This is a genomic window from Methylobacterium brachythecii (assembly GCF_014196345.1).
Classification (GTDB): Bacteria; Pseudomonadota; Alphaproteobacteria; order Rhizobiales; family Beijerinckiaceae; genus Methylobacterium; species Methylobacterium brachythecii.
Window position 1 is genome coordinate 479,119 of sequence record NZ_JACIDN010000001.1, and the last position, 25,769, is coordinate 504,887.

Sequence of the window (25,769 nt, forward strand, 5' to 3'; positions counted from 1 at the left end):
GTCCATGTCCGACCGCGCCGCCGCGGCCCCCGTTCCCACGCTTCGCGGCTTCGCGGAGGTCGCCGAGTCCTACGACCTCATCCTGTGCGATGTCTGGGGCGTGCTCCATGACGGCCGGGTCGGTCACAAGGCGGCCAGTGAGGCGCTGATCCGGTTTCGCGGGTTGTCCGGCGAGCGCCCGCGCCGCGTCATCCTGGTCTCGAACGCCCCGCGGCCCTGGCGCGGCGTCCAGACCATCCTCGACGGTTACGGCGTGCCGCGGGAGGCCTACGACGCCATCCTGACCTCGGGCGACCTCACGCATGCGCTGCTGGCGCAGCATCCGGGAGAGCGGGTCTACCATCTCGGCCCGGACCGCGACCGGCCAATCTACGAGGGACTCGATCTGAGGCTGGTTCCGGCGGCCGAGGCGCAACGCGTGGTCTGCACGGGCCTGTTCGACGACGACATCGAGACGGCCGAGGATTACCGGGAGGAGCTCGCCGACTTACGGGCGAGAGGGATCCCGATGATCTGCGCCAACCCGGATCTCGTGGTCGAGCGCAATCGCCGGCTGATTCCCTGCGCCGGCGTCATCGCCGCGGCCTATGCCGAGATCGGCGGCGAAGTCGTCTATGCCGGCAAGCCGTACCGTCCGGTCTATGACGCAGCCCTGGCCAAGGCCGGGACGCTCGACGGCTTGCCTGCGCCCGACCTCGCGCGGGTAGTCGCGGTCGGCGATGCCATTCGTACCGACATCGCCGGGGCCAGCGCTGCGGGCATCGCCTCGATCCTCGTCGCCCGCGGCATCCATGCCGAGGAGCTCGGTCTCACGGCGGAGCATCACAGCCTCGGCGACGTCGCCGACTGGCTCTCGCGCCAGCCGGTCAGACCCAACGCGGTGATCGAGCGGCTGGCCTGGTAAGCCGCTCGACCGGCGCGAGGCTCAGCTCCCCTTCTTCGGCGTCAGCTTGAGGATCTCGCCGTTCTCTCCCTCGGTGACGGCGTAGATCGCGCCGTCCGAGCCCACCTTCACGTCGCGGATGCGGCGATCGAGGGACAGCCGCTCCTCGGTCACGACGGTGTCTCCGGTCAGCTTGAGGATGACCAGGCCCTTGCTGACCAGTCCGCCGACGACGAACTCGCCCTTCCAGGCCGGAAACGCGTCCTTATCGTAATAGGCGATGGCCGAGGGGCCGATGACAGGGTCCCAGTAATAGACCGGCTGCGAGGTGCCGGCCGCCACGGTGGCGCCATCGGCGATCTTCTCGCCCGAATATTCGATGCCGTAGGTCGCCAGCGGCCAGCCGTAATTGATGCCGGGGCGGGGCCGGTTGAGCTCGTCGCCGCCGCGCGGGCCATGCTCGACGATCCAGAGCCGGCCCTGGCCGTCGAGCGTCGCGCCCTGCACGTTGCGGTGCCCGTAGGACCAGATCTCGGGCTTGGCCTTGTCGCTGCCGGCGAAGGGGTTGTCCTTCGGCGCGTTGCCGTCGGTGTCGATGCGGAAGACCTTGCCGAGGCCGCTGGTGAGGTCCTGGGCCTGTCCGCGAGTCTGCTTGTCGGAGCGCTCGCCTACGGTGACGAACAGCTTGCCGTCCGTCGAGAAGACGAGGCGCGAGCCGAAATGCTTGTCGCCGTCATAGGTCGGCGTCTGGCGGAAGATTACCTTCAGATCGTCGAGCTTGGCCGTGCCGCCGGCCTCGATCAGCTTGGCTTTCGCCACGCTGGTGCCGTTGCCCTTCTCGCGCGGTTCCGAATAGCTGATGTAGACGAGCCTGTCGGCGGCGAAGCTCGGGCTCAGGGCGATGTCGAGCAGGCCGCCCTGGCCGCGGGAATCGACCTTCGGCACGCCTGCGATCGGATCGCCGACGGCCCCTTCCTTCGAGACGATGCGGATCTTGCCGGCCTTCTCGGTCACGATCATGCGACCGTCCGGCAGAAACTCCAGAGCCCAGGGCGAGGCCAGGCCCTTGGCGACCGAGGCGACATCGACCTCCGTCTTCTGCGCAGGCTGGGGCGCCCGGGTCTGGTTCGGCAGCAGCGGCTTGTAGTCGGTGTTCGGCGCCTGCGACTCGGCGGTGCTCCCGGTGCCGGAGGCGGTCGGCGCCTGGAAGGCTTCACCGCCGACGCGCGCTGCCGGGGTTCCCGCGTCGTTGGTCTGGGCGAGACCTGCCTGCTGTCCCAGTCCGAGGGTGGCGGCGGTCGCGAGCAGAAGGAAGAGAGTGCGCTTCACGTGATCAAATCCTTGAAATCGGGCACGGCCGCGGATGGGTCCGCCGTCGGGCGCCTTCCCGCCCGCGTCGGCGCTTGCGCCGCGAGGTGACGGGACGGGTCTGAAAACCGCGAGTTGGCGCGGGTCACACCCGCAGATGGGGCGGCAAAGCCTCGCGGCGAGGGCTGAGCGCGTCATCGGCGTCGTCAACCAGCCCTGGGAGCGGGCGTGGCTGCCCCCGCCGGGGCGGTCGACGGCATGAGATACCCGCGTGCCAGGGCTGTCTCCAGCGAAGGTGCCTTGACCGTGCGTCGGGCCGTCGCCAATTCTGCACGTATTCCCCGGCATCGGTCCTCGGTGAGGACGGATCGGCCGTCGCGGCATGGGTCCGCGGGGAAACGAGATTGCGAAAGGGTTTTACGATGGCGACGGTCAAGGTAACCGATGCGAGCTTCGAGCAGGACGTCCTTCAGTCCGCCGAGCCCGTCGTCGTAGATTTCTGGGCGGAATGGTGCGGCCCCTGCCGGCAGATCGGTCCGGCGCTCGAGGAGATCTCCACGGATCTGCAGGGCAAGGTGAAGATCGCCAAGGTCAATGTCGACGAGAATCCCGGCATCGCCTCGACCTACGGCATCCGCTCGATCCCGACGCTGTTGATCTTCAAGGACGGCAAGCTCGCCAGCCAGAAGGTCGGCGCGGCTCCCAAGGGCGATCTCTCGCGCTGGATCCAGGCCAGCGCCTGAACGTTCCGACAAGATTATCGATAGAGCGAAGCCCGGCCATTTGGCCGGGCTTTTTTGTCTGCACTTCGCAGACGGCTTGGCGCAAACGAAGAAAGCCCGGCCAGATGGCCGGGCTTTCCTGCGAGGATCGAGATCCTAGAGTTCGGCTTAGTACGAGCCGAACTTGTAGTTGATGCCGGCGCGCACGACGGCGAACTCGGTGTCGCGGGTGCGGGCCCCACCGGAGACCAGGACGACGCCCGGGCCGCCGATGGCGGAGACAACGCCGTCGGCGCTGGTGGCGAAGGCGCCGTTGTTGCGGTTGCCGCGGTCGAGGTTCACGTAGAGACCTTCGACCTTGAACGTCACAGCCGACGAGCGGAAGAAGTTCAGGAACGAGTCGGTCGGGAGAGCGTACTCGATACCACCGCCGGCAGCGTAACCGGTCTTGAAGTCGTCGGTGGACGTGCCCGAGCCGAACTGGCGGCCGCCGCCGGCGCCGTAGGCGAAACCGCCGGTGCCGTAGAACAGGACGCGGTCGAAGGCGTAACCGATGCGGCCGCGGACGGTGCCGAAGTAGTCGAGGCCCGAGATGCCCGACGGGTTGTACACCAGGGTGCCCGGGATCACGCCGCCGGCAACGCCACCGTTCGGGAAGGCGCTGAAGCGGTTACGGTTGCGGCCGAAGTCGGCGTACTGAGCGTCAGCCTCGACACCGACGACCACGCCGTTGCCCGGGGTGAACTGGTAGTTGTAGCCGATCTGGCCACCACCGACGAAGCCGTCGCTGCTGTTGCTGTTGCCGAAGGCGAGAACGCCGTTGCGGAAAGCAGCCGGAGCAGCACCCGTTGCGAAGACGTGACGCGAAGCGTCAACGCCGACCACGGTCGGGCCGCCATCGTTGGAGCCGGCATCGAAGCCGTAACCAGCGTTGAAACCGGCGTAGAAGCCCGTCCAGGTGAAGACCGGAACCGGCGTGAAGACGGGAGGAGCCGCGCGGCGCGGCAGGTCGGCCGCGGAAGCGGCGGCGGTGAGCGCCGTGAAGGCGGCGAACGATGCGAGAAGCTTTTTCATTGTTTGATCCCCAGCGAGGTGCCCGATCGCCGGAGAAGCTAGACCATTCTCAACCGACGGGATGTAGCCTCGAGGACACACCGCCGGCTCGGAGACTCCCGGATGGTTCCGACAGAGTGCTGATCGGCCCGCTCTGCAGAGGCGATTCCCTTCGCAACGGCCTAAATCACATGATCGGTATTCGATGCATTCTTGGTTATTGAATTCTTAATTGAAACCGCTGCCGCCCTAGGCAGCGATTGCTGACGAGAGCTTAGGCCTAGACCGGCGGCGTCCCGTTCGCTTCGAGAACGGCACCGGCGAGATAGAGCGAGCCGCAGATCAGCACGCGGGGCGGCCGCTCGAAGGCCTCTGCAGACAAGCCGAGCAGGGCGGCCTCGGTGCCGCGCGCCACGCGGGTGACGAGTCCGACGGATTGCGCGATCTGCGCGACCTCCTCGGCCGGGCGGGCAGCGATCTGGCCGGGAATCGGCACCGCGACCAGCGTTCGGGCGAGGCCGACGAAGTTCTTCAGGAAGCCTTCGGCGTCCTTGGTCCCAAGGAGCCCGACCACCAGCACCAGCGGCACGTCGCTGCGCTCGCACAGGTCGGCCATGGCGGCGGCGAGGATGCGGCCGCCATCGGCGTTGTGGCCGCCGTCGAGCCAGAGCTCGGCATCTTTCGGCATCAGGTCGGCGAGGCGGCCGCGGGTGAGCCTCTGCAGGCGGCCCGGCCAGTCGACGTTGCGCAGGCCCGCCTCGTAGGCGGCTGTTCCGAGATCGCCGAAGCCGGCCGCGCGCAAGGCGGTGATGGCGGTTCCGGCATTCACGAGTTGGTGGCGCCCGGCGAGCCGCGGCAGCGGCAGGTCGAACAGCTCGGTCTCGTCCTGGTAGACAAAGCGCCCGCTCTCTTGATGGACCGAGAAATCCTGGTTGCCGACGAGGATCGGAGTGGCGCCGACCCGCTCGGCCTGCCGGCACAGGACCGAGTCGGCTTCGGCATAGTCCTGCGCGGCGATGACGGCCGGGCAGCCGCGCTTGAAGATGCCGGCCTTTTCGGTGGCCACCGATTCGAGCGTGTCGCCGAGATACTCGGCATGGTCTCGTCCGATCGGGGTGACGACGGCACAGGCCGGCTGCGCGATCACGTTCGTGGCGTCGACCCGGCCGCCGAGGCCGACCTCGAGGAGAAGCACGTCGGCCGGGGCTTCCGAGAAGAGCAGCAGGGCCGCCGCCGTGGTGATCTCGAAAACGGTGATCGGATCGCCGGCATTGACCGCCTCGCAGCGGGCAAAGGCCTCGGCGAGGCGCTCCTCGGGGACGAAGGTGCCGCCGCCGATGCCGCCGATGCGGATACGCTCGTGGAAGCGCACCAGATGCGGTGAGGTATAGACGTGCGCGGCGAGGCCGCCGGCTTCGAGGATCGCCCTCATGAAAGCGATCGTCGAGCCCTTTCCATTGGTGCCGGCGACGTGGATCACCGGCGGCAGCCGCCGCTCCGGATGGTTCAGCCGAGCGAGAAGGCTCTCGATCCGGCCGAGAGACAGGTCGATCGTGCGCGGATGAAGGGCGAGGAACCGCCCCATCAGGGCGTCTGAAGAGTCCATGTCTCGCTGATCGCGGTCTTCGTCGATGGTGGGCCGGCCATGGATGGCCGGCGGGTCAGGCTGCCTTGGACGTCGGCACGTTCAGGAGAAGGCCGCAAACCCGCGCGATCGTCTCCCTGAGATCCTTGCGGTGGACCACCTGGTCGACCATGCCGTGCTCTCGCAGATATTCCGAGCGCTGGAAGCCATCCGGCAGCTTTTCGCGGATGGTCTGTTCGATGACCCGCGGGCCGGCAAAGCAGATCAGCGCGCCGGGCTCGGCGAGATGCACGTCGCCGAGCATCGCATAGGAGGCGGTGACGCCGCCGGTGGTCGGGTTGGTCAGCACGACGATGTAGGGAAGCTTCGCCGCATTGAGCCGGCGCACGGCCACCGTGGTGCGCGGCATCTGCATCAGCGAGAGGATGCCCTCCTGCATGCGCGCACCGCCCGAGGCCGAGAACAGCACGTAGGGTGTGCGCTTCTCCAGTGCCGTCTCGGCGCCGCGGACGAAGGCCTCGCCTGCCGCCATGCCGAGCGAGCCGGCCATGAAGGCGAATTCCTGCACCGCGATCGTCGTGGGCAGGCCGCTGACCCGGCCGAAGCCGATCTTGAAGGCGTCCGGCATGCCGGTCTTGGTGCGGGCCTCCTTGAGGCGGTCGATATATCTCTTCTCGTCGCGGAACTTCAGCGGGTCGGTGGCGACCTCGGGAAGCGGCACGTCGATCCAGGTGCCCTCATCGAACATCGTCTTAAGGCGCGCCTGGGCGCTCATCTTGAGGTGATGCTCGGAGCCGGGGATCACCCAGAGGTTCTGCTCGACCTCCTTGTGGAAGACCATCTGCCCGGTATCGGGGCACTTAATCCAGAGGTTCTCCGGGGTCTCGCGCTTGTTGAAGAGCGTTTTGATCCTCGGCCGAACGACCTCCGAGATCCAGTTCATCGGTTCGACCATGCGAACGTCCTTGCCGCGAAGCCACGGATGGTGAGCACGACTGCCCATTGGGCGATCGGATCTCGGCGAGCGCTTTATCCCAGATCCTGTCGCGGCGAAACGGATCGCGCGCGGCTGGTGTGCGCCGGCCCTCAGTCGGGGATGGCGATCGCGTCGGGATTGCCGCCATCGACGGGCGCGGGCTTACGGCGCACGGGCCGCGGCGCGACGCTCGCAGTCGGTGCGGTCACGCCGAGCCGGGTCGCGAGCGAGACGGCGCGGGCCTCGGTGAAGCGCAGGTGGCAGAAGCCGTGCGCGCCCTCGCGGGCGTAGGTCCGGCAGACCTCTTCGCGATCGGAGGAGAAGGCGGCCTGCTCCTGAACCACGGGGCGCACGTCCTGGCCGCGCACGCGCTGGGTCATGACCTTGTAGTTGTCGTAGACGGCCCGATCCGCGGTGCCGCGGGCGCTGTCGAACTCAGCCGAGCGCGAGATCAGGCTGGCGGCGGCCGGTCCCCACAATCCTTTCGGCGTGGTGGCGCAATCCGCGGCGGAGAAGGTGCAGATCGCGCTGCCGCCGAGGGGCGTGGCGAGCACGCTGCCGTCGAGCACGTCGAAACGCAGGGGGCACTCGGCCGCGGCCGCCTCGAACCGCGCGACGCCCTCGGGCTTGCCCGACGACGTCAGGGCGATCGGGTTGCCGGCGTTGAGCTTCACCGTGCAGGTCTCGGCCGGCTGCGAGATCTTGGTGCCCGGCAGCGTGACGCGGGCGCTGACGGCGGTGCCGGCCCGCTCCAATTTCAGGCTGCCGGTCAGGCCGTTGAGCAGAAGATCCTGCCCGACGACGTTGTCCTCGGTCGGCGCCCTGAGCACCACCGGCTGACGCGGCGGCGGAGGGGCGGCCGGTGTCGCGGGCGGAACGTCGCCGGGAGGCGGGGCGCCGGGCTCTCCCGGAATCGGTGCGCCCGGAACCGGCTGGCGCGGCTGCGGGGGACGCGCCGCGCGGCCAATCCCGAACAGTTCCTCGAAGAAATTTTGCGCGTTCGCTGGGCCCGACGCTGCCAAAGCCGCAGGCAGCATCATCGCCGAGAGGAGGAGAATGCGGGGGAGGCGCATCGAAAGTCTCGCCCGTGGAGCGGAGGATTCGCCCGCGGCGAGGCCGGTCTCGCCGAAGGCGCGAGGGCATCGACAGGGCAGGGTCGGATGGCGCTGTAGCACGCGACCCGTGGCGGGGACGTGGCAGGCCCGTAACATTTCGGGGGCAGAACGGCGAATCGGGCCGCCTAACCGTCGACGATCGCGGCTTCGCGCCCGTCTCCGCGATCGTCTTGCGGCTCCGCGACCACATTCTTATATCCGGCTAGGCACGGCGAGGGGGCCGATCCGACCGGGTTACGGTGCGGACCCTCCCCCAGTTCGTTTCCACGCTTTCAGTTTTGCACCGCCAGTAAACCCAGCCATGGGCCGAGCTGCTTCGGGGCTCGGCGGTCTGCTTGAACAGATAAACAGAGGGATCCCACCATGGGTAAAGTCATCGGTATCGACCTCGGCACCACCAATTCCTGCGTCGCCGTTATGGAAGGGTCGCAGGCCAAGGTCATCGAAAACGCGGAAGGCGCGCGTACCACCCCGTCCATCGTCGCCTTCACCGACGACGGCGAGCGCCTCGTCGGTCAGCCGGCCAAGCGCCAGGCCGTCACCAATCCCGACCGCACCTTCTTCGCCATCAAGCGTCTCGTCGGCCGTACCTTCGACGACCCGATGACCAAGAAGGACATGGGTCTCGTCCCCTACAAGATCGTGCGCGGCGACAACGGCGACGCCTGGGTCGAGGCCGACGGCAAGCGCTACTCGCCCTCCCAGATTTCCGCCTTCACTCTGCAGAAGATGAAGGAGACGGCCGAGTCGCATCTCGGCCAGCCCGTCACGCAGGCCGTGATCACGGTGCCCGCCTACTTCAACGACGCCCAGCGCCAGGCCACCAAGGATGCCGGCAAGATCGCCGGCCTCGAAGTGCTGCGCATCATCAACGAGCCGACCGCGGCTGCGCTCGCCTACGGTCTCGACAAGAAGAAGACCGGCACCATCGCGGTGTACGACCTCGGCGGCGGCACCTTCGACGTGTCGATCCTCGAGATCGGCGACGGCGTGTTCGAGGTGAAGTCCACCAACGGTGACACCTTCCTCGGCGGCGAGGACTTCGACAACCGCGTGGTCGAGTACCTGACCGCCGAGTTCAAGAAGGAGCAGGGCATCGACCTGACCAAGGACAAGCTCGCCCTCCAGCGCCTCAAGGAGGCCGCCGAGAAGGCGAAGATCGAGCTGTCCTCGGCCACCCAGACCGAGATCAACCTGCCCTACATCACCGCCGACAACACCGGCCCGAAGCACCTCGCGATCAAGCTCTCGCGCGCCAAGTTCGAGTCGCTCGTCGACGATCTCGTGCAGCGCACTGTCGAGCCCTGCCGCAAGGCGCTCAAGGATGCCGGCGTGACCGCGGCCGAGATCGACGAGGTCGTGATGGTCGGCGGCATGACCCGCATGCCGAAGGTCACCGAGGTGGTGAAGGCGTTCTTCGGCAAGGAGCCGAACAAGGGCGTGAACCCTGACGAGGTCGTCGCCATCGGCGCCGCGGTCCAGGCCGGCGTGCTCCAGGGTGACGTCAAGGACGTGCTGCTGCTCGACGTGACCCCGCTCTCACTCGGCATCGAGACGCTCGGCGGCGTGTTCACGCGCCTGATCGACCGCAACACCACCATCCCCACGAAGAAGTCGCAGACCTTCTCGACGGCCGAGGACAACCAGAACGCGGTCACCATCCGGGTCTTCCAGGGTGAGCGCGAGATGGCGGCCGACAACAAGATGCTCGGCCAGTTCGACCTGATGGGCATCCCGCCGGCCCCGCGCGGCATGCCGCAGATCGAGGTGACCTTCGACATCGACGCCAACGGCATCGTCAACGTGACGGCCAAGGACAAGGCGACGAACAAGGAGCACCAGATCCGCATCCAGGCCTCTGGCGGCCTCTCGGACGCGGATATCGACAAGATGGTCAAGGACGCCGAGGCGAATGCCGCCGAGGACAAGAAGCGCCGCGAGCTCGTCGAGGTGAAGAACCAGGGCGAGAGCCTGGTCCACTCCACCGAGAAGTCGGTCGCGGAGCACGGCGACAAGGTTGGTGTCACGGAGAAGGGCGCCATCGAGTCCGCGATCGCAGCGCTCCGCACGGCGCTGGAGGGCACCGACGTCGAGGCGATCAAGGCCAAGACCAACGACCTGATGCAGGCCTCGATGAAGCTCGGCGAGGCGATGTACGCCGCCAATCAGGAGGGTGCCGCCGAGGGTGGTGCCGCTCACGAGGGCGAGAAGAAGAAGGACGACGACGTGATCGACGCCGACTTCTCCGAGGTCGACGAGAAGAACGAGCACAAGAAGCGGGCCTGATCCGCAGATGGACCCGGCGCTCGACGGTGCCGGGTCCTCGCTCGTGATCGAGGTGGGCCGATGACCGACTCGCTGCGCGTTTCCCGGGCCGATCGGCGTCAGGTCGAAAACCTGACTTACGTCGAGGTCGAGTTGACGAACGGTTCGGCCTCGATCGTGCCTCCCGGCGGTTTGCGCGTGCGGGCCGGCCGCAGCTACGGCGACCCGCATGCCTACCTGTCCGCCTCGAACCACTGGCCGATCGCGCCCGGTGCAGTGGTTTTTATGACCGTCATCCTGCCGACCGACAGCTTGAAGCACATCGATTTCGTCGAGTACATCGACGCGAACGGCACCGCTCATGCACTCGGCGATCGGCTCTCGATCGGATGGCTGGGGTGCGAATTCAAGCGGGGAGCCGCCGGCGCCGATGTCTAAGCGTGATTATTACGAGGTCCTCGGGGTCACCAAGACGGTGACCGAGACCGAGCTGAAGGTCGCCTTCCGCAAGCTCGCCATGGTCCATCACCCGGACCGCAATCCCGGCGACAAGGAAGCCGAGATCAAGTTCAAGGAAGTCAACGAGGCCTACCAGTGCCTCTCCGACGGCCAGAAGCGCTCGGCCTACGACCGTTTCGGCCATGCCGCGTTCCAGCAGGGCGGCGCGGGCGGTCCCGGATTCGGAAACGAGTTCGGCGACTTCATGTCGGACATCTTCGAGAACTTCTTCGGCGAAGCGCAGGCCGGGCGCGGCGGCGCTCGCGGACGTGGCGGGGCGCCGGGCCGCGAGCGTGGTGCCGATCTTCGCTACAATCTCGAGATCACCCTTGAGGAGGCGTTCTCCGGCAAGACCGAGACGATCAAGATCCCGACCTCGATCGCCTGCGAGACCTGCTCCGGAACAGGCGCCAAGCCCGGCTCCAAGGCGCGGACCTGCCAGACCTGCGCCGGCTACGGACGGGTCCGGGCGGCGCAAGGCTTTTTTGCGATCGAGCGGACCTGCCCGAACTGCCACGGCCGCGGCGAGGTGATCGACGATCCCTGCTCAGCCTGCTCCGGCGCGGGCCGGCTCGAGCGCGAGCGTAGCCTCTCGATCAACGTGCCAGCGGGCGTCGATGACGGCCTGCGTATCCGGCTGGCCGGCGAGGGCGAGAGCGGGTTGCGCGGCGGCCCGTCGGGCGACCTCTACGTGTTCCTCTCGATCGCGCCGCATCTCTTCTTCCAGCGCGACGGCGCCGACCTGTTCTGCCGCGTGCCGATCTCGATGGTCACCGCGGCGCTTGCCGGCGAGATCACCGTGCCGGTGATCGACGGCGGACAGACCCAGGTGCGCATCCCGGCCGGCACGCAAGCCGGCAAGCAGTTCCGCATCAAGGGCAAGGGCATGCCGGTGTTGCGCTCGCGCGAGGTCGGCGACCTCTACATCCAGGTCTCGGTCGAGACACCGCAGAACCTGACCAAGCGCCAGCGCGAGCTGCTCCAGGAGTTCGACCAGTCCGCCTCGGACGAGAACCATCCCGAGAGCGCCGGCTTCTTCTCCAAGGTCAAGGACTTCTTCGTCAGCGGGGCGACGCGCCCGTGATCGCCGAGCGCGGGATCAAACGCGGCACATTTCCTGTTATGCCTGTGGCGGCAGGTCGCACCGGGTCGCGATCTGCCGATGGCATACCTCAGAAAGGTTGCCGGCTTGACTGTGTGAAGGCTTTCGTCGTCTAGCCTTTTCGCCCATCTCCGACCCGAGGGTCCTCGCTCTTGCCGCCGCTTCGCCGTTCCAGCGCCAAAGCCGTCGCCGTGTCCAACAGCGTCAAGCGATCGCCGGCGGAACGGCGGGAGTCGCTCGAGGACGATGCCCGCTTTCTTCGCTCCTGGTTCGAGCGCCCCCTCGTCACCGGCTCGGTGACGCCGTCGGGCAAGATGCTCGCCCGCACCATGGCCTCCTACGTCGATCCGCGCATGAGCGGCCCGGTGATCGAACTCGGACCCGGCACCGGTCCGGTGACCGAGGCTCTGATCCGTCGCGGGATCGAGCAGGAGCGGCTGATCCTGGTCGAGTTCAATCCGGGCTTCTGCGAGCTGCTGCGCAGCCGCTTCCCCCGCGCGACCGTGCTGCAGGGCGACGCCTACCGCATCCGCGACACGCTCAAGGGCCTGGTCGAGATGCCCTGTGCGGCGACGATCTCCAGCCTGCCGCTCTTCACCAAGCCATTGGAGCAGCGCATGGAGCTGCTCCAGAGCGCCCATGACGTGATGCATCCCGGCGCACCCTTCGTGCAGTTCACCTACGCCGTCGTGCCGCCGATCCCGGCGAAGTGCGAGGCGGGCAGCTACACGGCCAGCCGCTCCAACAAGGTCTGGCTCAACCTGCCTCCGGCGCGTGTGTGGGTGTATCGCCGGCCCTGAAAGCCCGCGACAGCAGCGAAGCGCGTCAAAGCCTACACGCCTGCATTGCGGGTTTAATCCCGGGTTGCTTCTCTGCGCTCGTAATTCCGAGACGATTGCCAGTGCTGCCGCAGTATTGCCCGGCGTCTGCCGTGCATTGTTGCAGTTTGTTGCTTTCCCTCTCACGTCACATTCATGGCGGGCGCCCTAACTCTCGTCGTCCAAGCCGGGATCGTCCGGCTCGACGACAGGAGCTCAGCATGATGAAGGATCGCACTATCCGGCGCGGGCGTACCGCTCTCGCCGCAGCGGCCGTGATCGCAGGCGGACTCTTCGCAGCCGTGACCGGGTCGGCTCAGGCCGCGCCGCTCGCTCCCTCGGCCGCCGCAACGGTGGCGGGCGACGCCGGCACCACTGCGGTGCATTGGCGCGGCCATCGCGGCTGGGGGCATCACCATCATCACCACCGCCATTTCGGCTGGGGACGGCCGCGCCACTATGGCTGGGGTGGGCACCACCACCATGGCTGGGGTCATCGCCACCATGGTTGGGGTGGCCGTCACCACGGCTGGGGCCATCGCCACCACTGGTAAATCGGGCTCAGCCGACGCGTTCGAGGATCGCGTCTGCGATCTCCGGGGCGTCGGCGCCCACCCGGTAGGCGGCCCTCAAGGCCGCCGCCGCAACGTCCGCGGCACCCTCGTCGCGGGCGTGAACCATACCGAGCGGAGCCTCCGCGCCGACGGCATCGCCCGGCCGGACGAGACCCGAGAAGCCGACCGCGTGATCGATTCCGTCTTGCGGTCGGCTGCGCCCGCCGCCGAGTCCGATCACCGCAAGCCCGATCTCCCGCGTCGCGACGCCCGCGACGACGCCAGGCTGCTCGGGCAGCACGGCGCGAATGACGGGGGCGGCCGGCAGAAGAGCGGTTGAGCCTTCCAGGAACCCGCTTGGCCCACCGAGCCCAACGACCATCCGCTCGAACCGTTCGGCCGCACGGCCCGCTGCCAGGGCCTCCTCCAACCGCCCGGTCGCCTCGGCCGTATCCGCCGCGAGACCGCCGATCACCAGCATCTCGGCGGCCAGTGCCAGCGTCACGGCGCGGAAGCGCGGCTCCCGCTTCCGACCGGTGAGGTAATCGACGGCATAGGCGACCTCGACGGCATTGCCGGCGGCGGAGGCGAGAGGCGCGTCCATATCGGTAATCAGCGCCACGGTCCGCATCCCGGCGCCGGTGGCCACGCCGACGATGCTCTCGGCAAGCGCCCGCGCTGCGTCGAGCGTGCCCATGAAGGCGCCCGAGCCCGTCTTCACATCCATGACGAGGCCGTCGAGCCCCGCCGCGAGCTTCTTGGAGAGGATGGACGCCGTGATCAGATCGAGCGACTCCACCGTGCCGGTGACGTCGCGGATCGCATAGAGGCGCTTGTCGGCCGGTGCGAGATCGCCGGTCTGGCCGATGATGGCACAGCCCGTCTCCGCGACGACCCGGCGGAAGGCATCAAGTCCCGGCATCGCATCATAGCCGGCAATGCTTTCGAGCTTGTCGAGGGTGCCCCCGGTGTGGCCGAGGCCGCGCCCCGAGATCATCGGCACGTAGCCGCCGCACGCCGCCACCATCGGCGCCAGCACGAGGCTGACGGCATCTCCGATGCCGCCGGTGGAGTGCTTGTCGAGGACGGGACCAGGAAGGTCCCAGCGCAGGACGGTGCCCGACTCCGTCATCGCCCGCGTGAGCGCGACACGCTCGTCGAGCGACAATCCACGGAAGTACACGGCCATGGCGAAGGCCGCTGCCTGCCCCTCGGTCACGCCGCCATCGGTCAGCCCGGCGATGAAGCCGGCGATCGTCGCCTCATCCAGCGTTTCGCCGTCGCGCTTGGCCCGGATGACCTCCTGCGGAAGCTTCACGGCGCGGCATCCCGCGCTCGGACGAGGTCGGCATAGAGGCTGCTCGCCCCGAGGCGCATGGTTTTTGGGTTGGCCCAGCCCGGCCCCATGATGCGGTCGGCCAAGTCGAGATAGGTCGCGGCATCCGCGACGGTCTTGAGCCCGCCGGAAACCTTGAGACCGCCGCTTCCATGATCGCGGATCGCTGTCAGCATCACCTCGGCCGCCGCCGGCGTCGCCGAGATGGCGGTCTTTCCGGTGGAAGTCTTGATGAAGTCGGCGCCCGATCGAAGGGCGATCCGGCTCGCCTCGGCAATAAGGTCGGACGTGGCGAGCAGGCCGGTCTCCAGGATCACCTTGAGTGGCTGGCCCTGGTCGCAGACCTCGCGCACGGCCTGGATCATGTCGCGCACCAGCCCGGTCTCGCCGCGCAGCAGCGCGCCGTAAGGTATGACCAGATCGATCTCCTGCGCGCCATCGCGAAGAGCCTGGACCGTGTCCTCGACGGTCCGCTCGATGTCCTCGCCGCCGGCCGGGAAGTTGACGACGGTGGCCACCGCGATCGGATCGCCGTGCAGTCCGCGCAGGCATTGCCCGACGAATTGCGGCCAGACGCACACAGCCGCGACACCGCCCTCTCGCGCCGTGCGGCAGAGCGTGTCGACGGCGCTGGCGCGGCAGGCATCGCCGAGATCGGTGAGGTCGAGGAGCGGGATCGCGCGGCGGGCGAACCCGGCCTCCTCCTGCGGCGAGAGCGTCGGGCTGGCTGTCATGATCCGGGTGTCGAAGAGGGGAGGGGAAGGCGCGACAGGAAGGCGGTGACGAGGCGGGCGAGGTCGTCCGCGGCGCGGGCTGCGACAGCCTTGGTCTCTGCGTGGTGCGGATCGCCGCCTGCGATGCCCGCGGCGTGGTTGGTGACGACGGACAGCGCGGCGACCCGCAGGCCGAGGAAACGCGCGAGGATCGTCTCGGGCACCGTCGACATGCCGACGAGATCCGCGCCGAGCCGCCCGGCCATGCGCACCTCTGCCGGCGTCTCGAAGCTCGGTCCCGAGAACCAGGCGTAAATCCCATCGTGCAGCGAAATCCCGGTGGCTGCGGCGGCTTCGTGCAGCAGCGCGCGCAGGCCGGGATCGTAGGAATCGGTCATCGGCACGAAGCGGGCATCGCTCGGCTCGCCGATCAGCGGATTGAGGCCGGACAGATTGATGTGGTCGGAGAGCGCCACGAGGCTGCCGGGGCCTGCCTCCGGTCTCAATGAGCCGGAGGAATTCGTCAGCAGGAGCGTCTCGGCGCCGAGCTGGTGCGCGATCGTCAACGGCAACCGCATCGCGGCGGCATCACCCGCCTCGTAGGCATGGATGCGGCCCTCGAAGACGAGCACGGGGCGCCCTGCGAGCCGCCCGCGAAACAGTGATCCGGTATGCCCGCTGACGCCCGAGCGCGGGAAACCGGGGATGTCGGCATAGGCGATGCCGATACGCTCCTCCAGGCAGGAGGCGAGGCCGCCGAGACCGGTGCCGGTGACGATGGCGGAGGCGTACGGCCCTTCGAAGCCGCCCTGCCTCAGGCATGCGAGGGCGCCAGCGAGGAGCGGCTCCGCCGTCACGCGAGGTTCTCCGGGCCGAAGGAAGCCGGCAACAGTGCGTCGAGGGTGAAGCGGGCGCGCAGGCCGGAGGGATCTGCGGCGAGCACGGGCGTCTCGGGGCCGGCGAATTCCCGGATACGCTGGCGGCAGGCGCCGCAGGGCGTCACCGGAACCGGGCCGTCGCCGAGGACGAGGATCGCCGCGATGCGCGTGCCGCCTGCGGCGACCATCGCGGAGATGGCCCCAGCCTCGGCGCAGCAGCCGACGGGGTAGGCCGCATTCTCCACGTTGCAGCCGGCATGGATGCGGCCCGCCTCGTCGACGAGCGCCGCGCCGACGTGGAAGCGCGAATACGGCGCATGGGCGCGCTCGCGCACCGCGCGCGCCGCCTCGAACAGGGCGTCGACGGCGGGATGATCCGGCACGGAATCGGAGGCCTGCGGGACCGGGCTTGGCATGGCCGACCATAGGCCCGAGCCGCCACTCCCTGTCGAGAGGCATCTCGGTTCGATCGACAATCGCGATCGGACGGCGCTATGACGCGAGGGACGAGACAGGAGTGGCAAGGATGCTCGGTCGCTACGATCGCGGATCACCCGGCGGCGAGGCGAAGGTCGAGTACGGCGACGGCACGATGCGGGTGGTCAAGCCCGGCAACTTCGTGCGCTGCGCCGTGACCGGCGAGGAGATCGCCCTCGACGCGCTGCGCTATTGGAGCGTCGAGCGCCAGGAGGCCTATTCCACCCCGGAGGCCGCCATGCAGCGCCTCAAGGCGATCGGGCTGGCGGGCTGAAGCTCAGCCGATTCCGCCATTCCGGGTTCACCTACGGCGCCCCGGAATGACGGCGGTGGGTTTCAGACCGTCGAGTCAGGCCGTGGTCGAGTGCAGAATCCCCTCAAGCTGCGTCCGTAAAGCCGCCTCATCTTCGAACACCAGCCGCACCGCCAGCGTCTGAGCGAAGGCTTTCGGCAGTCGCACGGCATCCTTCTCGGTCGTAACGAGCGTCGCGCCGACGCGCCGGGCAGCATCGGCCAAGCCCGCGAGATCGCTCTGCGAGAAGCGGTGGTGATCGCCGAACACCCGCGTTCCAGCGAGATGAGCCCCCACGCCACGCAGCGTCTCGAAGAACTTTTCGGGCCGGCCGATGCCGGCGAAGGCAAAGACCGGATGCCTTTCGAGGCGGTGGTCGGACTGCGGGACCAGCCGCCCGCGATGGACCGGCAAACCGCGGCGTTCGGCCTCCCGCGCAATTGCCTCGCCGGGGTGCCCGTCCCCGATCAACACGATCCCGCCGACGTGAGGCCATTGCCGCGCGAGCGGTACCCTGAGCGGGCCGGCCGGAAAGGTCAGGCCGTTGCCGATGCCGGCGCCGGCATCGATCACAGCGAGTGACACGTCTTTGATCAGGCTTGGATTCTGCAGCCCGTCATCCATCACGACGATGTCCGCGCCCTGCGCGACGCAGAGCCGGGCACCTGCGGGACGATCGCGCGAGACCACGGTCGGCGCGACGCGTGCGAGCAGCAGCGGCTCGTCGCCCACCGCATCGGCAATCCGCAGGGCCGGATCGACCACGAGCGGTCCGCGCTCCCGTCCGCCGTAGCCGCGTGAGAGAAAGGCGGCCCGCTTGCCCTGCTCTCGCAGCATCGTCGCGATCGCGATCGCGGTCGGCGTTTTGCCGGCGCCGCCCAAGGTGAGGTTGCCGATGCAGAGCACCGGGCAGGCGGCCCGTTCGCCCGGCGCGTCCATGCGCTTGGCCGTGAAGCGTCCGTAGAGGCCGCCTGCCGGCACCAGCGCCCGGGCCAGTGGAGACGGAGGCGTTTGCGCCCAGAATCCGGGCGCGCGCATTCAGGCCGGGGTCCGAGCCGCGAGCTTGAGCTGCGCCACGAAGGGATCGAGCACCGCGAGCGTGCGCAGGACCGCGCCCTCGAACGGTCGCAAGGCCGCGTGACCCCGCCGCGCCATCACGTCGATGCGACGATGGTCGGCGAGCAGATCGCCGACGGCGGCTGCCAGGTCGCGCGCATCGGTGACGGTCAGCGCGCCGCCGGCCGCGTCGAGGGCCTGGTAGGGTTCCGAGAAGTTCGCGACGTTCGGTCCGTGCAGGATCGCCGTATCGAGCCGGACCGGCTCGATCGGGTTCTGGCCGCCATGCGGTACCAACGAGCCACCGAGGAAGACGAGCCGGCTGAGCCGGTAGAACAGGCCGAGTTCGCCCAGCGTGTCGGCCACATAGAGATCGATGGAGGCCTGCGGCCTTCCGTTCTTGGCGCGGCGGCTCGTGCGAAGGCCGGCGGCGCTGGCGCAGGCGGCGACTTCCTCGCCCCGGCGCGGATGGCGTGGCACTATGACGGTGAGAAGGTTCGGCAGGCGTTCCTTCAGCAGGCCGTGGGCCTCGGCGATCACCTCGTCCTCGCCGGGATGCGTGCTCGCCGCGACCCAGACCGGCCGGTCGCCGACCATGTCGCCGAGATAGGCGAGCTGCTGCGCATCGGCCGGCGGCACGGCGGAATCGTATTTGAGATTGCCGACGACCTTCACCCGCGGCGCGCCCAGCCGCAGGAAGCGCTCGGCGTCGTCCTTGGTCTGAACGAGGCAGACCGAGATGCGCGCGAGCAGGGCCTCCGCCGTTCGCGGCGAGCGCGCCCATCCTTTGAACGAGCGATCGGACATCCGGCCGTTGACGAGGATCAGCGGCACCTCGCGCCTGTGCAGCGAAATCACCGTGTTCGGCCAGATCTCGGATTCGGCGATCACCGCGAGATCCGGCTGCCAATGATCGAGGAAGCGCTCGACCCACCGCGGCGCGTCGAGCGGCATGTATTGGTGCACCGCGCCGGGCGGCAGCCGCGAGCCGAGCAGCTCGGCCGCGCTCTTCGTGCCCGTCGTCACTAGCACCGAAAACCCCCGCTCGATCATGCCGTTGATCAGGCCGATCAGCGAGAGCGACTCGCCGATGCTGGCGCCGTGCATCCAGACGAGATTGCCGGCGGGCCGCGCCCGGCCCGGTCGTCCGCGGCGCTCCGGAAGGCGTCCGGGGTCCTCTTTGCCGCGCCGCGACCGCCAGGCGAGAAGGCCAGCGACGGCCGGTTCACCGAGATACAGGCCATAGCGATAGGCCCGCAGCGTCATGGGGAGGGACGGCGCTCTCACGCTGGATTCCCGACGCGGTCAGGACGCCCGACGAGCGTGTAGGCGTGGTCGTGAACGCGATTCAATTCGGTCTGGACCTTCATGCGCAGGTTATCAACGAACTCGGGCTCGACCTCGCGCGGAACCCAGATCGGTTCGCCGAACACCATGGCACCGCGGCCAAAGGGCAGCCCGAGACAGGCCCGGTCCCAGCTGTTGAAGCGGATGTGCCGGCTCGTGACCACGGCCACCGGCAGGATCGGCCGGCCGGAGAAGCGGGCGAGCATGATGATGCCGGCATCGCAGATCCGCGAGACCTTCGGAACGTCGGCCGAGAAGCAGACGGTGTCGCCGCCCTTGAGCGCCCGCACCATTGCACGCAAGCCCTCGGCGCCGCCCTTGGCCTTGGCGTCGCGTACCACCCGGCCGCGGGCTCCGGAGGCGCGCATCACGCGCACGCCCATCTTCTCCAGAGCGTAGGTGTTGATGTTGCCGTCCGGCGACTTCGAGATGATCGTGGCGATCCGATCGTGCGGGCGTTTCATGAACGAGATCATGATGTGCTGGCCGTGCCACATCGCGGCGATGAACGGGCCGGTCTCGTCGAGCCAAGCATCGGGCGCGGCGGGCACAACGGTGAAGCGGTTGGTGCGCCGCACGAGGTTCAGATAGCCGTAGGCGGCGAGGCCGAGGGCCTTCTGCACGGGCGGCTTGCGGCCGATGGTCTTGATGAGGCCCATGTGCCGGGGGCGGTCTCCCGCTCTTCGTGCGCTGCCGCCGGAGGCCGCGACGAATGCGGGCGGCGAGTCGCGGCTCTGTACTCTCAGTTAAGATTGCGGCGCAACCTCGCCGGGCGCGCGAAACGCCGCGCGGTTGACCTTCGGCGCGACTGCGGCACATGCCGGCGCACCTGACTTTCACGATCGCGTGGCCTCGCTCTCTCGCCGATGTTCCGTCTCGCCCACATCACCGATCCGCATGTCGGTCCGCTGCCCCGGCCGAAGCTGCGTCAGCTCTTGAGCAAGCGCGCCACCGGCTACGTGAACTGGCATCGCGGGCGCGGTCGGCACCACGACATGGATCTGCTGGCGGACCTCGTCGCCGACCTCCACCAGCAGGATTGCGATCACATCGCCTGCACGGGCGACCTCTGCAACATCGGCCTGCCGGACGAGTGGGAGACCTCGCGGATCTTCCTCGAGGCCCTCGGCGCGGCGGACAGCGTCAGCTTCGTGCCGGGCAATCACGATGCCTATGTGCGCGGCTCCCTCGACGGGCTGCTCGCTGCCTGTGGCGCGTGGGCGAGCGGCGAGGATGGCAGGGCCGGCATGTTTCCCTATCTGCGCCGCCGCGGACTGGTCGCTCTGATCGGGCTGTCCTCGGCCATTCCCACGAAGCCGTTCGCTGCGACCGGCCGGGTCGGGCCTTCACAGATCGAGGCAACCGAGCAACTACTTGATGCGCTGGCTAAAGAGTCCGATCCGCCCTTCCGGATCGTCATGATCCACCATCCGCCCCATCCCGGCGGGGCACGCCAGGGGCGCGAGCTGAAGGATGCCGAGGCTTTCACCGCGATGATCGCCCGTGTCGGCGCCGAGTTGGTCCTGCATGGGCACAACCATGTCGGCAGTGTTGCTTTCGTCGAGGGGCCGAAAGGCGCGATCCCCATCGTCGGTGCGCCCTCGGCCTCGGCCCGCAGTATCCGCGAACACCACCGGGCCTCGTACTACCTCTACGACATCGTCAGGGATGGTGGCCGTTTCGTCGTCACGGCAGCCGAGCGGGGGCTGACGGCGGAGGGCACGATCGGCCCGCTGCGCCCGCTGACATTGATGCGGGCATGAAAAAAGGCGCGGACCTCACCGGGTCTGCGCCTTCTTCCAGTCGGTTCGAAGGGCTTAGCCCAGGACCGCGATCGGCGTGCTGCGCGGCTGCCGCCGAACGATGCTCGCTTCGTAGCGCTCCGCCTGCAGCCTGGTGAGGCCCGCGACGAGGGCCATCGTGCCGCGATAGACCGTGTAGGTGCCGTCCTGCGTAGGTTTGACGCGAATCGCTTCCTGCATACGTTGGCTCCCTGCCCCCAGGATGATCGTTTTCGGACGCGACTGAATGGCAACATGCTACCCGGACCGGGCCGTCTCACAAGAGCGACAGGACGCGCGAGCACCAACATTCGTCGCTGCAGCGCAAGAGGCAATTAGGGGGTAAGGGAGCGCGGCTGCGCGGTCCGATCGTCCTTGCGGCGAGCTACCGGCGCCGGCGGTTATCGGTCGAAACTGCGTAAGTACCGAGGCCTGAGTTGTTATCTGCGGCGTGCTCGGTTCTCGGCCGTTTGGGCCCACCCGGATTGTGCCATGCAACAGAAAGTTTTGGGGATAGGCCGCCGGCCCCGGTCTCAGTCAGTCTCCGTCACGCGAATGTGAAGGTACGCGAGCGCGGTTCATCCGCGCAGCGCCTGGGGATCGTCGCCGCGCAGCCGTTCGAGCCTGTGAGCAGCAGAGTCTCGCAGAAGCGCAGGTGAACGATCGCTGGAAATCAGATTTCGGCGTAGCGGTGCAAAAGTCTATTGTTGCGAAAGCAGATATCAAGATTTCGGTGACAGCATCGCCGCCTTGGGGAGGCGCGGTGGGATCCATGCCAGGGGAAGGGCTCGTTAGGTTTCTCGCAGAGTCGGGAGATGCGAGTGGGGCGGCCTCCGCCGACTCGCGCGCAGTCGAACGACGCAGCGAGCCACGCACACCGACCAACTGGATCGCCAAGATCCGATTGCCCGACGGTGAGGAGATTGCCTGCACCGTGAAGGACGTGTCGAAGTCCGGTGCCCGGCTTGGCGTTCCCGGTGCGGTTGTTTTGCCCGAGAGCTTCCAGCTCAAGGTCGTCGGTTACGACTTCCTGTTCAACGTCAGATCGGTCTGGCGGAACGATCGCTGTGCCGGCGTCCGTATCGAGCGGTTCGGGAAGCAGCCGCCTCCGACGACCGCGCCGGAGGAGCCGAAGCCTGCGGCCGATTCTCCAGGGACCGGCAGGTTGCTCGGACGCCGCCTGAGCCGATTCTCGCCCTATTGATCAGTTGCGGAGCGGGCGACCGCTGCTCGCCGAGCCCGAGAAATGCGTGGCGGCGAGGTCGTCGCCCGGACTGCGGGCGGTGAACCGGGTCGCGACGGCGTCGACGGTGAAGATGTTCTCCAGCGCTTCATCCGGCTTCGGTTGGATGGCGGCGAGGCGGATCGGCGCATCGCGGCGCGCCGGCTCGGAGGCGCCCTGTGCCTGGGTCGAGAACAGAGCGTGCAGGTGATCCCGCGCATCGGCCTCGGGCGGCAGCAGGTGGAAGGCCGCCGGTGCGACCGGCCGATTGCCGAGAGCGAGGTTGGCGAGGCCGACATTGCCGATGCCGGCAACCTGGACGGCGCGTCCCGGCGGAAGCGGTGCCGCGATGGCGGCGGCGATGGCCGCGAATTCGGCCGGCCGCCGCGGCGGGAGGGGAGCAAGGCGGGCCGTGGGCTCGCCGGAGGTCTGATCGGCCTTCTCGGCGGTGAGCAGGGCCTTGGCGGAAGGTGTCTCGCGGCCCTCACGACGCAGCATGGCGTTGCGCAGCGCGTCGGTGCTGTTCGGTGCGGCGTAGGCGAGCGCCTGGCGGGCGCCGGTCGCATCATCCGGATCGGCGCTGGCCACCGCGATCGTTGCCTTGCCGCGCGCCTTGGTCGGCGCTGCCGTAGGCGCGGGCGCCGATGCCGTCGTGCTGCCGCCCCCGAAAAGGCCGGCGAAGAAGCCCTTGATGCTCGGGCCGTCGTCGAAGTCCTCGTTCGCGGCCATTGCGGTGTAGCCGAGCACGGTGCCGCCGCGCGCCAGGATCTCGGCACGCGCCTCCTCGTAGCGGGGGAAGGGCTTGCCGTCCGCCGGCAGGTGCACGGTCTTGCCGTCCGGGAAGATGCGGGCGAGCTGGTCGTGGGTCATGCGCGGCCAGGCGCGCACCGAGCCGACGTCGAGATGCACGAAGGGTGAGCCCGAGCGCGGGTACCAGCCGACGCCGCCGCGCTGCAGCCGGATGCCGGCGGCGCGGATATCGTCGATCGAGGCGTCGGTCATGAAGAAGTCCATGGCCTTGCCGAGCATGTGCTGGCTTTGCTCGGCAACGGCGCGGGAGCGACGGCGAAGCATGCCGTTGGTCTTCGGGCTGCGGTAGCCGCAGACGACGCGCAGGGGCTGCGTCGAACCGATGGAACGTTGCGCCTCCCAGACCACGTCGAACAGGCGCGGATCCATCTTCGTCGCCTCGGCCTCACGCCAGTCGCGCAGCAGCCAGTTCAACTGCTCGAGGGCCGCCTTGTCGTAGCGGCCGTCGCGCTTGAACGTGACGGTTGCGCTTTCCTTGGTGTGCTCGTTGATCAAGGACAGGGTGCGGGTATCGCCGTTGGCGACCGCGTTCTGGGTCTCGACGGTGCCTGCGAACATCGCGGCGGCGAAGGCCAGGGTCGAGGCGAGGTGTCTGGACTTCGCGCGGCGCAGGCGGTCGAAGGTTTGCCCGGCGAGAGCGCCGGCCCGGTCGCGAAGCGATGTCAGCACGGTGGTCACCCCTCGCAGACGGCATGACGGGCTGTGCGCGGCACAGGGCGTCATGGTGAGCGCGAGGTTGCCGAAAACCGTGACGGCGCGGTTGACGGGGCCTGATGCTGCTCACCTTCTCGTGAACCGGCTAAAGCTCAACCGTGGCGGAATCGTGCCGGGCAAGTGTCCGGACGCACCCGTGCCCTGGAAAGAGTCGTCAGAGCCCGAATTTCGTGCAGCGAACAGGGGCCGAGGAACGGCCCACTGCGCTCACCACCAGAACCGAGGCGCGGCGGGCGGCGGTGCCGGCGTCCACAGATCCGGCTCGCCCTGCGCCGCCGGCGCGGCGCGGCGCTGACGCTGGACGGTGGAATGCTGCTCGACGGGAGCCCGCATCGCTTCACGCCGAGGCCGTACCGGCCTCGGTTGGGCATTGGCCTGCGCCGCCGGTACGGACGGGACGTTCGCCATGCGGCGCGCCGGTTCCTTCGGCACCGAGACCATCGCTCCCGGACGCGTCGACAGGCCGAGCGCTTCCTTGATGCGGGCGTCGTAGCCGTAGAGGTCTGGCAGTGTCCGGTAGACGCCGGCATCGTCCACGAAGGCTGTGAAATAGGCGATGTGGACCGGCAATTTGTGCGGCAGCTTGATCGAGCGCTCGCCCTTGCCGATCAGCTTCCTCAGGCTCGCCTCGGTCCAGGCATCCGGCAGCACGGCGTCGGCGAAGCGGAAGGGATCGTCGACGCGCACGCAGCCATGGCTGAAGGCGCGCTTGGAGGCGGAGAACAGAGAGCGGTTCGGCGTATCGTGCAGGTAGACCGCGTGCTGGTTCGGGAACAGGAATTTGATGAAGCCGAGCGCGTTCTTCTCGCCGGGTGGCTGCCGCAGCGAGATCTGGCCATGGCGGTTGACCACCTCGAAGCCGTTGGTCCGCCCGGAGGCAAGCATCTGCTTGAGGATGGACGGCGGCACGTACCAGGACGGGTTCACCACGGCGGTTTCCATGGCGCCGGAGAAGATCGGCGTCGGGGAATCCGTCTTACCGACGATCACCCGAGTCTCGTCGCGCATCACGCCGCCGCGATAGACGCGCAGCCGGTATTCGGGGACGTTGACCAGAACGTAGTCGGAGCCGAGTTCGCGCGGCAGCCAGCGCCAGCGCTCCATGTTGGAGATCAGCTCGGCCTCGTCTCCGCTGCGCGGCGCCGACGACGGCGCGTCGGCGAGCGCCAGAGCGACGATCGTCGAACGGGTCAGGTTGCCGTTGTCCGGCAGGCCGTGGCTGCGCTGGAAGGCGGCGACGGCGTCGGAGACGGCCTTGTCGTAGGTGTCGGGCTCGCCGGGCGCCGCGTCGAGCGTGCCGGCGCTGCGTGCGGGCAGGCTGAAATGGTCGCGCAGGAGCGGAACGCGCGGATCGCTCATCCCGATCTTGAGGACCGGGCCGACCGGAAGGCGCAGAGCCTTCGGCGCGCTGGCCGTGGCCGTCGTGTCCACGCCGCGCAAGGTTGCGAGCCGCTGCTTGAGGGCGAGGTAGCCCTCCTGGTTCGGATTGTAGGCCTGAAGCCGGTCGCCGGCCTCGGTGTCAGAGACCGCGAGCTGGCCGAGCACGAGATCGGCCGGCGTGATGTTCAGGTCCGGCGTGATCAGCTTCGAGATTGCGGCGAGGTTGACGCGGCCGCCGCGGGCATCGCGCGCATAGAGCACGATGGCGGCGGAAAGCTTCAGCTCGGCGTCGGCGATCTCGGCCGGGGACATCGTCCGGCCGTCGCCGGCGAGCGATGGGATCGGGTAGGCGCTCGGGCTGAGGCCGTCATCGGCAGCAGCGCGCAACCGCGTGATCAAGGATTGCGCGGCGGGCGTGAAGGCGCTGCCGCTGATCCAGACCGGCCTGTAGTCGGCGATGGTGTAGAACACCTGCATCGCCTCGCGCTCTTTCGGCGTCAGGCGCGCGACCAGCGGTTTGCCGTCCTTCAGCCGCGCCAGGATCGCCTCGCCCTGCGCGTCGAGCGCCTGCGTCGGAGCCACGGGAGCGGCTGTGACCGGCTGCTCCTCCTTGGCGGGTTCCTTGAAATCGGATTGCGGCGGCGCGTCGCTGGTGGGAGGCAGCGTGCTGAGGTCGTCGCCCGGAGCCGCCGGTGAAGTTGCGGCCTTCACCGTCGCGGAGGGCTCGACGGCGGCGCTGCGGATCGTCGAGGATGGCTGGGCCAGCGTCGACTGCGCGCGCGCCAGCGTGGTCATACCGACGGAAGACGCCAGCGCCATGGCCAGAACAGCGGCGGCCGTACGCGAAGCGTTCGACGAGGCGCGCATGACGAGGTCTCCTCCAG

25 protein-coding genes are annotated in these 25,769 nt (G+C 68.5%); 10 read left to right on the forward strand and 15 right to left on the reverse strand.

Annotation, left to right across the window (positions count from 1 at the left end; translation table 11 throughout):
* Positions 1 to 4 precede the first annotated feature (4 nt).
* Complete coding sequence (locus GGR33_RS02415; RefSeq protein ID WP_183501767.1) at positions 5 to 904, forward strand: TIGR01459 family HAD-type hydrolase; 900 nt, start codon at positions 5 to 7, stop codon at positions 902 to 904.
* A gap of 21 nt (positions 905 to 925) precedes the next feature.
* Here the strand turns inward: GGR33_RS02415 and GGR33_RS02420 are convergent, their stop codons facing one another.
* Positions 926 to 2,212 carry a PQQ-dependent sugar dehydrogenase gene (locus GGR33_RS02420; RefSeq protein ID WP_284211726.1) on the reverse strand — a complete coding sequence of 429 codons (1,287 nt, stop codon included), beginning with the start codon at positions 2,210 to 2,212 and terminating at the stop codon, positions 926 to 928.
* 401 nt (positions 2,213 to 2,613) lie between these two features.
* Here GGR33_RS02420 and trxA point away from each other — a divergent pair, with 401 nt between their 5' ends.
* Complete coding sequence (trxA, locus tag GGR33_RS02425; RefSeq protein ID WP_183501769.1) at positions 2,614 to 2,934, forward strand: thioredoxin; 321 nt, start codon at positions 2,614 to 2,616, stop codon at positions 2,932 to 2,934.
* 147 nt (positions 2,935 to 3,081) lie between these two features.
* Here trxA and GGR33_RS02430 read toward each other — a convergent pair whose 3' ends face one another.
* The 4 genes from GGR33_RS02430 to GGR33_RS02445 form a co-directional block, all read right to left on the reverse strand.
* A complete protein-coding gene (locus GGR33_RS02430) occupies positions 3,082 to 3,987 on the reverse strand; it encodes an outer membrane protein (RefSeq protein WP_183501770.1) in 906 nt (301 codons plus the stop codon).
* A 259-nt stretch (positions 3,988 to 4,246) separates the two neighbouring features.
* Complete coding sequence (locus tag GGR33_RS02435; RefSeq protein WP_183501771.1) at positions 4,247 to 5,572, reverse strand: bifunctional folylpolyglutamate synthase/dihydrofolate synthase; 1,326 nt, start codon at positions 5,570 to 5,572, stop codon at positions 4,247 to 4,249.
* A 55-nt stretch (positions 5,573 to 5,627) separates the two neighbouring features.
* Complete coding sequence (gene accD, locus GGR33_RS02440) at positions 5,628 to 6,506, reverse strand: acetyl-CoA carboxylase, carboxyltransferase subunit beta (RefSeq protein WP_183501772.1); 879 nt, start codon at positions 6,504 to 6,506, stop codon at positions 5,628 to 5,630.
* 131 nt (positions 6,507 to 6,637) lie between these two features.
* The gene (locus GGR33_RS02445; protein ID WP_183501773.1) at positions 6,638 to 7,600 is read right to left on the reverse strand and encodes a hypothetical protein; all 963 of its coding nucleotides are present in this window, start codon (positions 7,598 to 7,600) and stop codon (positions 6,638 to 6,640) included.
* Between the two features lie 405 nt (positions 7,601 to 8,005).
* Between GGR33_RS02445 and dnaK the strand changes: the two genes are divergently transcribed.
* From dnaK to GGR33_RS02470, 5 genes are all read left to right on the forward strand, one after another.
* The gene (dnaK, locus tag GGR33_RS02450; RefSeq protein ID WP_183501774.1) at positions 8,006 to 9,928 is read left to right on the forward strand and encodes a molecular chaperone DnaK; all 1,923 of its coding nucleotides are present in this window, start codon (positions 8,006 to 8,008) and stop codon (positions 9,926 to 9,928) included.
* A gap of 60 nt (positions 9,929 to 9,988) precedes the next feature.
* Positions 9,989 to 10,345 (forward strand): hypothetical protein, encoded by a 357-nt coding sequence (locus GGR33_RS02455; RefSeq protein WP_183501775.1) that lies wholly within the window; start codon positions 9,989 to 9,991, stop codon positions 10,343 to 10,345.
* Positions 10,338 to 11,489 carry a molecular chaperone DnaJ gene (dnaJ, locus tag GGR33_RS02460; protein WP_183501776.1) on the forward strand — a complete coding sequence of 384 codons (1,152 nt, stop codon included), beginning with the start codon at positions 10,338 to 10,340 and terminating at the stop codon, positions 11,487 to 11,489. Before GGR33_RS02455 ends, dnaJ begins: the two co-directional genes overlap by 8 nt.
* Before the next feature lie 170 nt (positions 11,490 to 11,659).
* Positions 11,660 to 12,307 (forward strand): class I SAM-dependent methyltransferase, encoded by a 648-nt coding sequence (locus tag GGR33_RS02465; RefSeq protein ID WP_183501777.1) that lies wholly within the window; start codon positions 11,660 to 11,662, stop codon positions 12,305 to 12,307.
* Between the two features lie 239 nt (positions 12,308 to 12,546).
* Complete coding sequence (locus GGR33_RS02470) at positions 12,547 to 12,879, forward strand: hypothetical protein (protein WP_183501778.1); 333 nt, start codon at positions 12,547 to 12,549, stop codon at positions 12,877 to 12,879.
* Positions 12,880 to 12,886: 7 nt separating this feature from the next.
* On the opposite strand, the gene deoA is transcribed toward GGR33_RS02470, so the two are convergent.
* The 4 genes from deoA to GGR33_RS02490 are packed head-to-tail and all read right to left on the reverse strand — an operon-like array spanning position 12,887 to position 16,222.
* Positions 12,887 to 14,197 (reverse strand): thymidine phosphorylase, encoded by a 1,311-nt coding sequence (gene deoA, locus GGR33_RS02475; RefSeq protein ID WP_183501779.1) that lies wholly within the window; start codon positions 14,195 to 14,197, stop codon positions 12,887 to 12,889.
* Positions 14,194 to 14,949, reverse strand: a complete 756-nt coding sequence (deoC, locus tag GGR33_RS25805) for a deoxyribose-phosphate aldolase (protein WP_183501780.1) — start codon at positions 14,947 to 14,949, stop codon at positions 14,194 to 14,196. The genes deoA and deoC overlap by 4 nt, the downstream gene beginning before the upstream one ends.
* Complete coding sequence (locus GGR33_RS02485) at positions 14,946 to 15,785, reverse strand: purine-nucleoside phosphorylase (protein ID WP_183501781.1); 840 nt, start codon at positions 15,783 to 15,785, stop codon at positions 14,946 to 14,948. Before GGR33_RS02485 ends, deoC begins: the two co-directional genes overlap by 4 nt.
* Positions 15,782 to 16,222: a cytidine deaminase gene (locus GGR33_RS02490; protein ID WP_183501782.1), complete on the reverse strand. Its 441-nt coding sequence runs from the start codon at positions 16,220 to 16,222 to the stop codon at positions 15,782 to 15,784. Before GGR33_RS02490 ends, GGR33_RS02485 begins: the two co-directional genes overlap by 4 nt.
* A 110-nt stretch (positions 16,223 to 16,332) precedes the next feature.
* Here GGR33_RS02490 and GGR33_RS02495 point away from each other — a divergent pair, with 110 nt between their 5' ends.
* Positions 16,333 to 16,557 carry a DUF2093 domain-containing protein gene (locus GGR33_RS02495; protein ID WP_183501783.1) on the forward strand — a complete coding sequence of 75 codons (225 nt, stop codon included), beginning with the start codon at positions 16,333 to 16,335 and terminating at the stop codon, positions 16,555 to 16,557.
* Between the two features lie 75 nt (positions 16,558 to 16,632).
* Here GGR33_RS02495 and lpxK read toward each other — a convergent pair whose 3' ends face one another.
* Genes lpxK through GGR33_RS02510 form a run of 3 tightly spaced genes read right to left on the reverse strand, consistent with a single transcriptional unit; the run spans position 16,633 to position 19,637 of the window.
* On the reverse strand, positions 16,633 to 17,613 hold the full coding sequence (lpxK, locus tag GGR33_RS02500) for a tetraacyldisaccharide 4'-kinase (protein ID WP_183501784.1): 981 nt from the start codon (positions 17,611 to 17,613) through the stop codon (positions 16,633 to 16,635).
* Positions 17,614 to 18,918: a 3-deoxy-D-manno-octulosonic acid transferase gene (locus GGR33_RS02505; RefSeq protein WP_183501785.1), complete on the reverse strand. Its 1,305-nt coding sequence runs from the start codon at positions 18,916 to 18,918 to the stop codon at positions 17,614 to 17,616.
* Positions 18,915 to 19,637, reverse strand: a complete 723-nt coding sequence (locus GGR33_RS02510; RefSeq protein WP_183501786.1) for a lysophospholipid acyltransferase family protein — start codon at positions 19,635 to 19,637, stop codon at positions 18,915 to 18,917. The genes GGR33_RS02505 and GGR33_RS02510 overlap by 4 nt, the downstream gene beginning before the upstream one ends.
* Positions 19,638 to 19,844: 207 nt before the next feature.
* Here GGR33_RS02510 and GGR33_RS02515 point away from each other — a divergent pair, with 207 nt between their 5' ends.
* Positions 19,845 to 20,741: a metallophosphoesterase family protein gene (locus GGR33_RS02515; RefSeq protein ID WP_183501787.1), complete on the forward strand. Its 897-nt coding sequence runs from the start codon at positions 19,845 to 19,847 to the stop codon at positions 20,739 to 20,741.
* A gap of 54 nt (positions 20,742 to 20,795) precedes the next feature.
* On the opposite strand, the gene GGR33_RS02520 is transcribed toward GGR33_RS02515, so the two are convergent.
* Entirely contained in the window at positions 20,796 to 20,960 is a 165-nt protein-coding gene (locus GGR33_RS02520) for a hypothetical protein (RefSeq protein ID WP_183501788.1), read from the reverse strand.
* A gap of 454 nt (positions 20,961 to 21,414) precedes the next feature.
* Here GGR33_RS02520 and GGR33_RS02525 point away from each other — a divergent pair, with 454 nt between their 5' ends.
* The gene (locus GGR33_RS02525) at positions 21,415 to 21,963 is read left to right on the forward strand and encodes a PilZ domain-containing protein (RefSeq protein WP_183501789.1); all 549 of its coding nucleotides are present in this window, start codon (positions 21,415 to 21,417) and stop codon (positions 21,961 to 21,963) included.
* Here the strand turns inward: GGR33_RS02525 and GGR33_RS02530 are convergent, their stop codons facing one another.
* The gene (locus tag GGR33_RS02530; RefSeq protein ID WP_425488729.1) at positions 21,964 to 23,460 is read right to left on the reverse strand and encodes a peptidoglycan L,D-endopeptidase MepK; all 1,497 of its coding nucleotides are present in this window, start codon (positions 23,458 to 23,460) and stop codon (positions 21,964 to 21,966) included. It abuts the gene before it with no gap.
* A gap of 252 nt (positions 23,461 to 23,712) precedes the next feature.
* Positions 23,713 to 25,752, reverse strand: coding sequence for a L,D-transpeptidase family protein (locus tag GGR33_RS02535; RefSeq protein WP_183501790.1), 2,040 nt, complete (start codon positions 25,750 to 25,752; stop codon positions 23,713 to 23,715).
* Positions 25,753 to 25,769: the final 17 nt, after the last annotated feature.

Bases quoted from the DNA above. Each gene is read 5' to 3' on its own strand.
- GGR33_RS02415 (WP_183501767.1), top strand. From the start codon at position 5: ATGTCCGACCGCGCCGCCGCGGCCCCCGTTCCCACGCTTCGCGGCTTC.
- trxA (WP_183501769.1), top strand. From the start codon at position 2,614: ATGGCGACGGTCAAGGTAACCGATGCGAGCTTCGAGCAGGACGTCCTT.
- GGR33_RS02430 (WP_183501770.1), bottom strand. From the start codon at position 3,987: ATGAAAAAGCTTCTCGCATCGTTCGCCGCCTTCACGGCGCTCACCGCC.
- GGR33_RS02435 (WP_183501771.1), bottom strand. From the start codon at position 5,572: ATGGACTCTTCAGACGCCCTGATGGGGCGGTTCCTCGCCCTTCATCCG.
- accD (WP_183501772.1), bottom strand. From the start codon at position 6,506: ATGGTCGAACCGATGAACTGGATCTCGGAGGTCGTTCGGCCGAGGATC.
- GGR33_RS02445 (WP_183501773.1), bottom strand. From the start codon at position 7,600: ATGCGCCTCCCCCGCATTCTCCTCCTCTCGGCGATGATGCTGCCTGCG.
- dnaK (WP_183501774.1), top strand. From the start codon at position 8,006: ATGGGTAAAGTCATCGGTATCGACCTCGGCACCACCAATTCCTGCGTC.
- GGR33_RS02455 (WP_183501775.1), top strand. From the start codon at position 9,989: ATGACCGACTCGCTGCGCGTTTCCCGGGCCGATCGGCGTCAGGTCGAA.
- dnaJ (WP_183501776.1), top strand. From the start codon at position 10,338: ATGTCTAAGCGTGATTATTACGAGGTCCTCGGGGTCACCAAGACGGTG.
- GGR33_RS02470 (WP_183501778.1), top strand. From the start codon at position 12,547: ATGATGAAGGATCGCACTATCCGGCGCGGGCGTACCGCTCTCGCCGCA.
- deoC (WP_183501780.1), bottom strand. From the start codon at position 14,949: ATGACAGCCAGCCCGACGCTCTCGCCGCAGGAGGAGGCCGGGTTCGCC.
- GGR33_RS02490 (WP_183501782.1), bottom strand. From the start codon at position 16,222: ATGCCAAGCCCGGTCCCGCAGGCCTCCGATTCCGTGCCGGATCATCCC.
- GGR33_RS02495 (WP_183501783.1), top strand. From the start codon at position 16,333: ATGCTCGGTCGCTACGATCGCGGATCACCCGGCGGCGAGGCGAAGGTC.
- lpxK (WP_183501784.1), bottom strand. From the start codon at position 17,613: ATGCGCGCGCCCGGATTCTGGGCGCAAACGCCTCCGTCTCCACTGGCC.
- GGR33_RS02510 (WP_183501786.1), bottom strand. From the start codon at position 19,637: ATGGGCCTCATCAAGACCATCGGCCGCAAGCCGCCCGTGCAGAAGGCC.
- GGR33_RS02515 (WP_183501787.1), top strand. From the start codon at position 19,845: ATGTTCCGTCTCGCCCACATCACCGATCCGCATGTCGGTCCGCTGCCC.
- GGR33_RS02520 (WP_183501788.1), bottom strand. From the start codon at position 20,960: ATGCAGGAAGCGATTCGCGTCAAACCTACGCAGGACGGCACCTACACG.
- GGR33_RS02535 (WP_183501790.1), bottom strand. From the start codon at position 25,752: ATGCGCGCCTCGTCGAACGCTTCGCGTACGGCCGCCGCTGTTCTGGCC.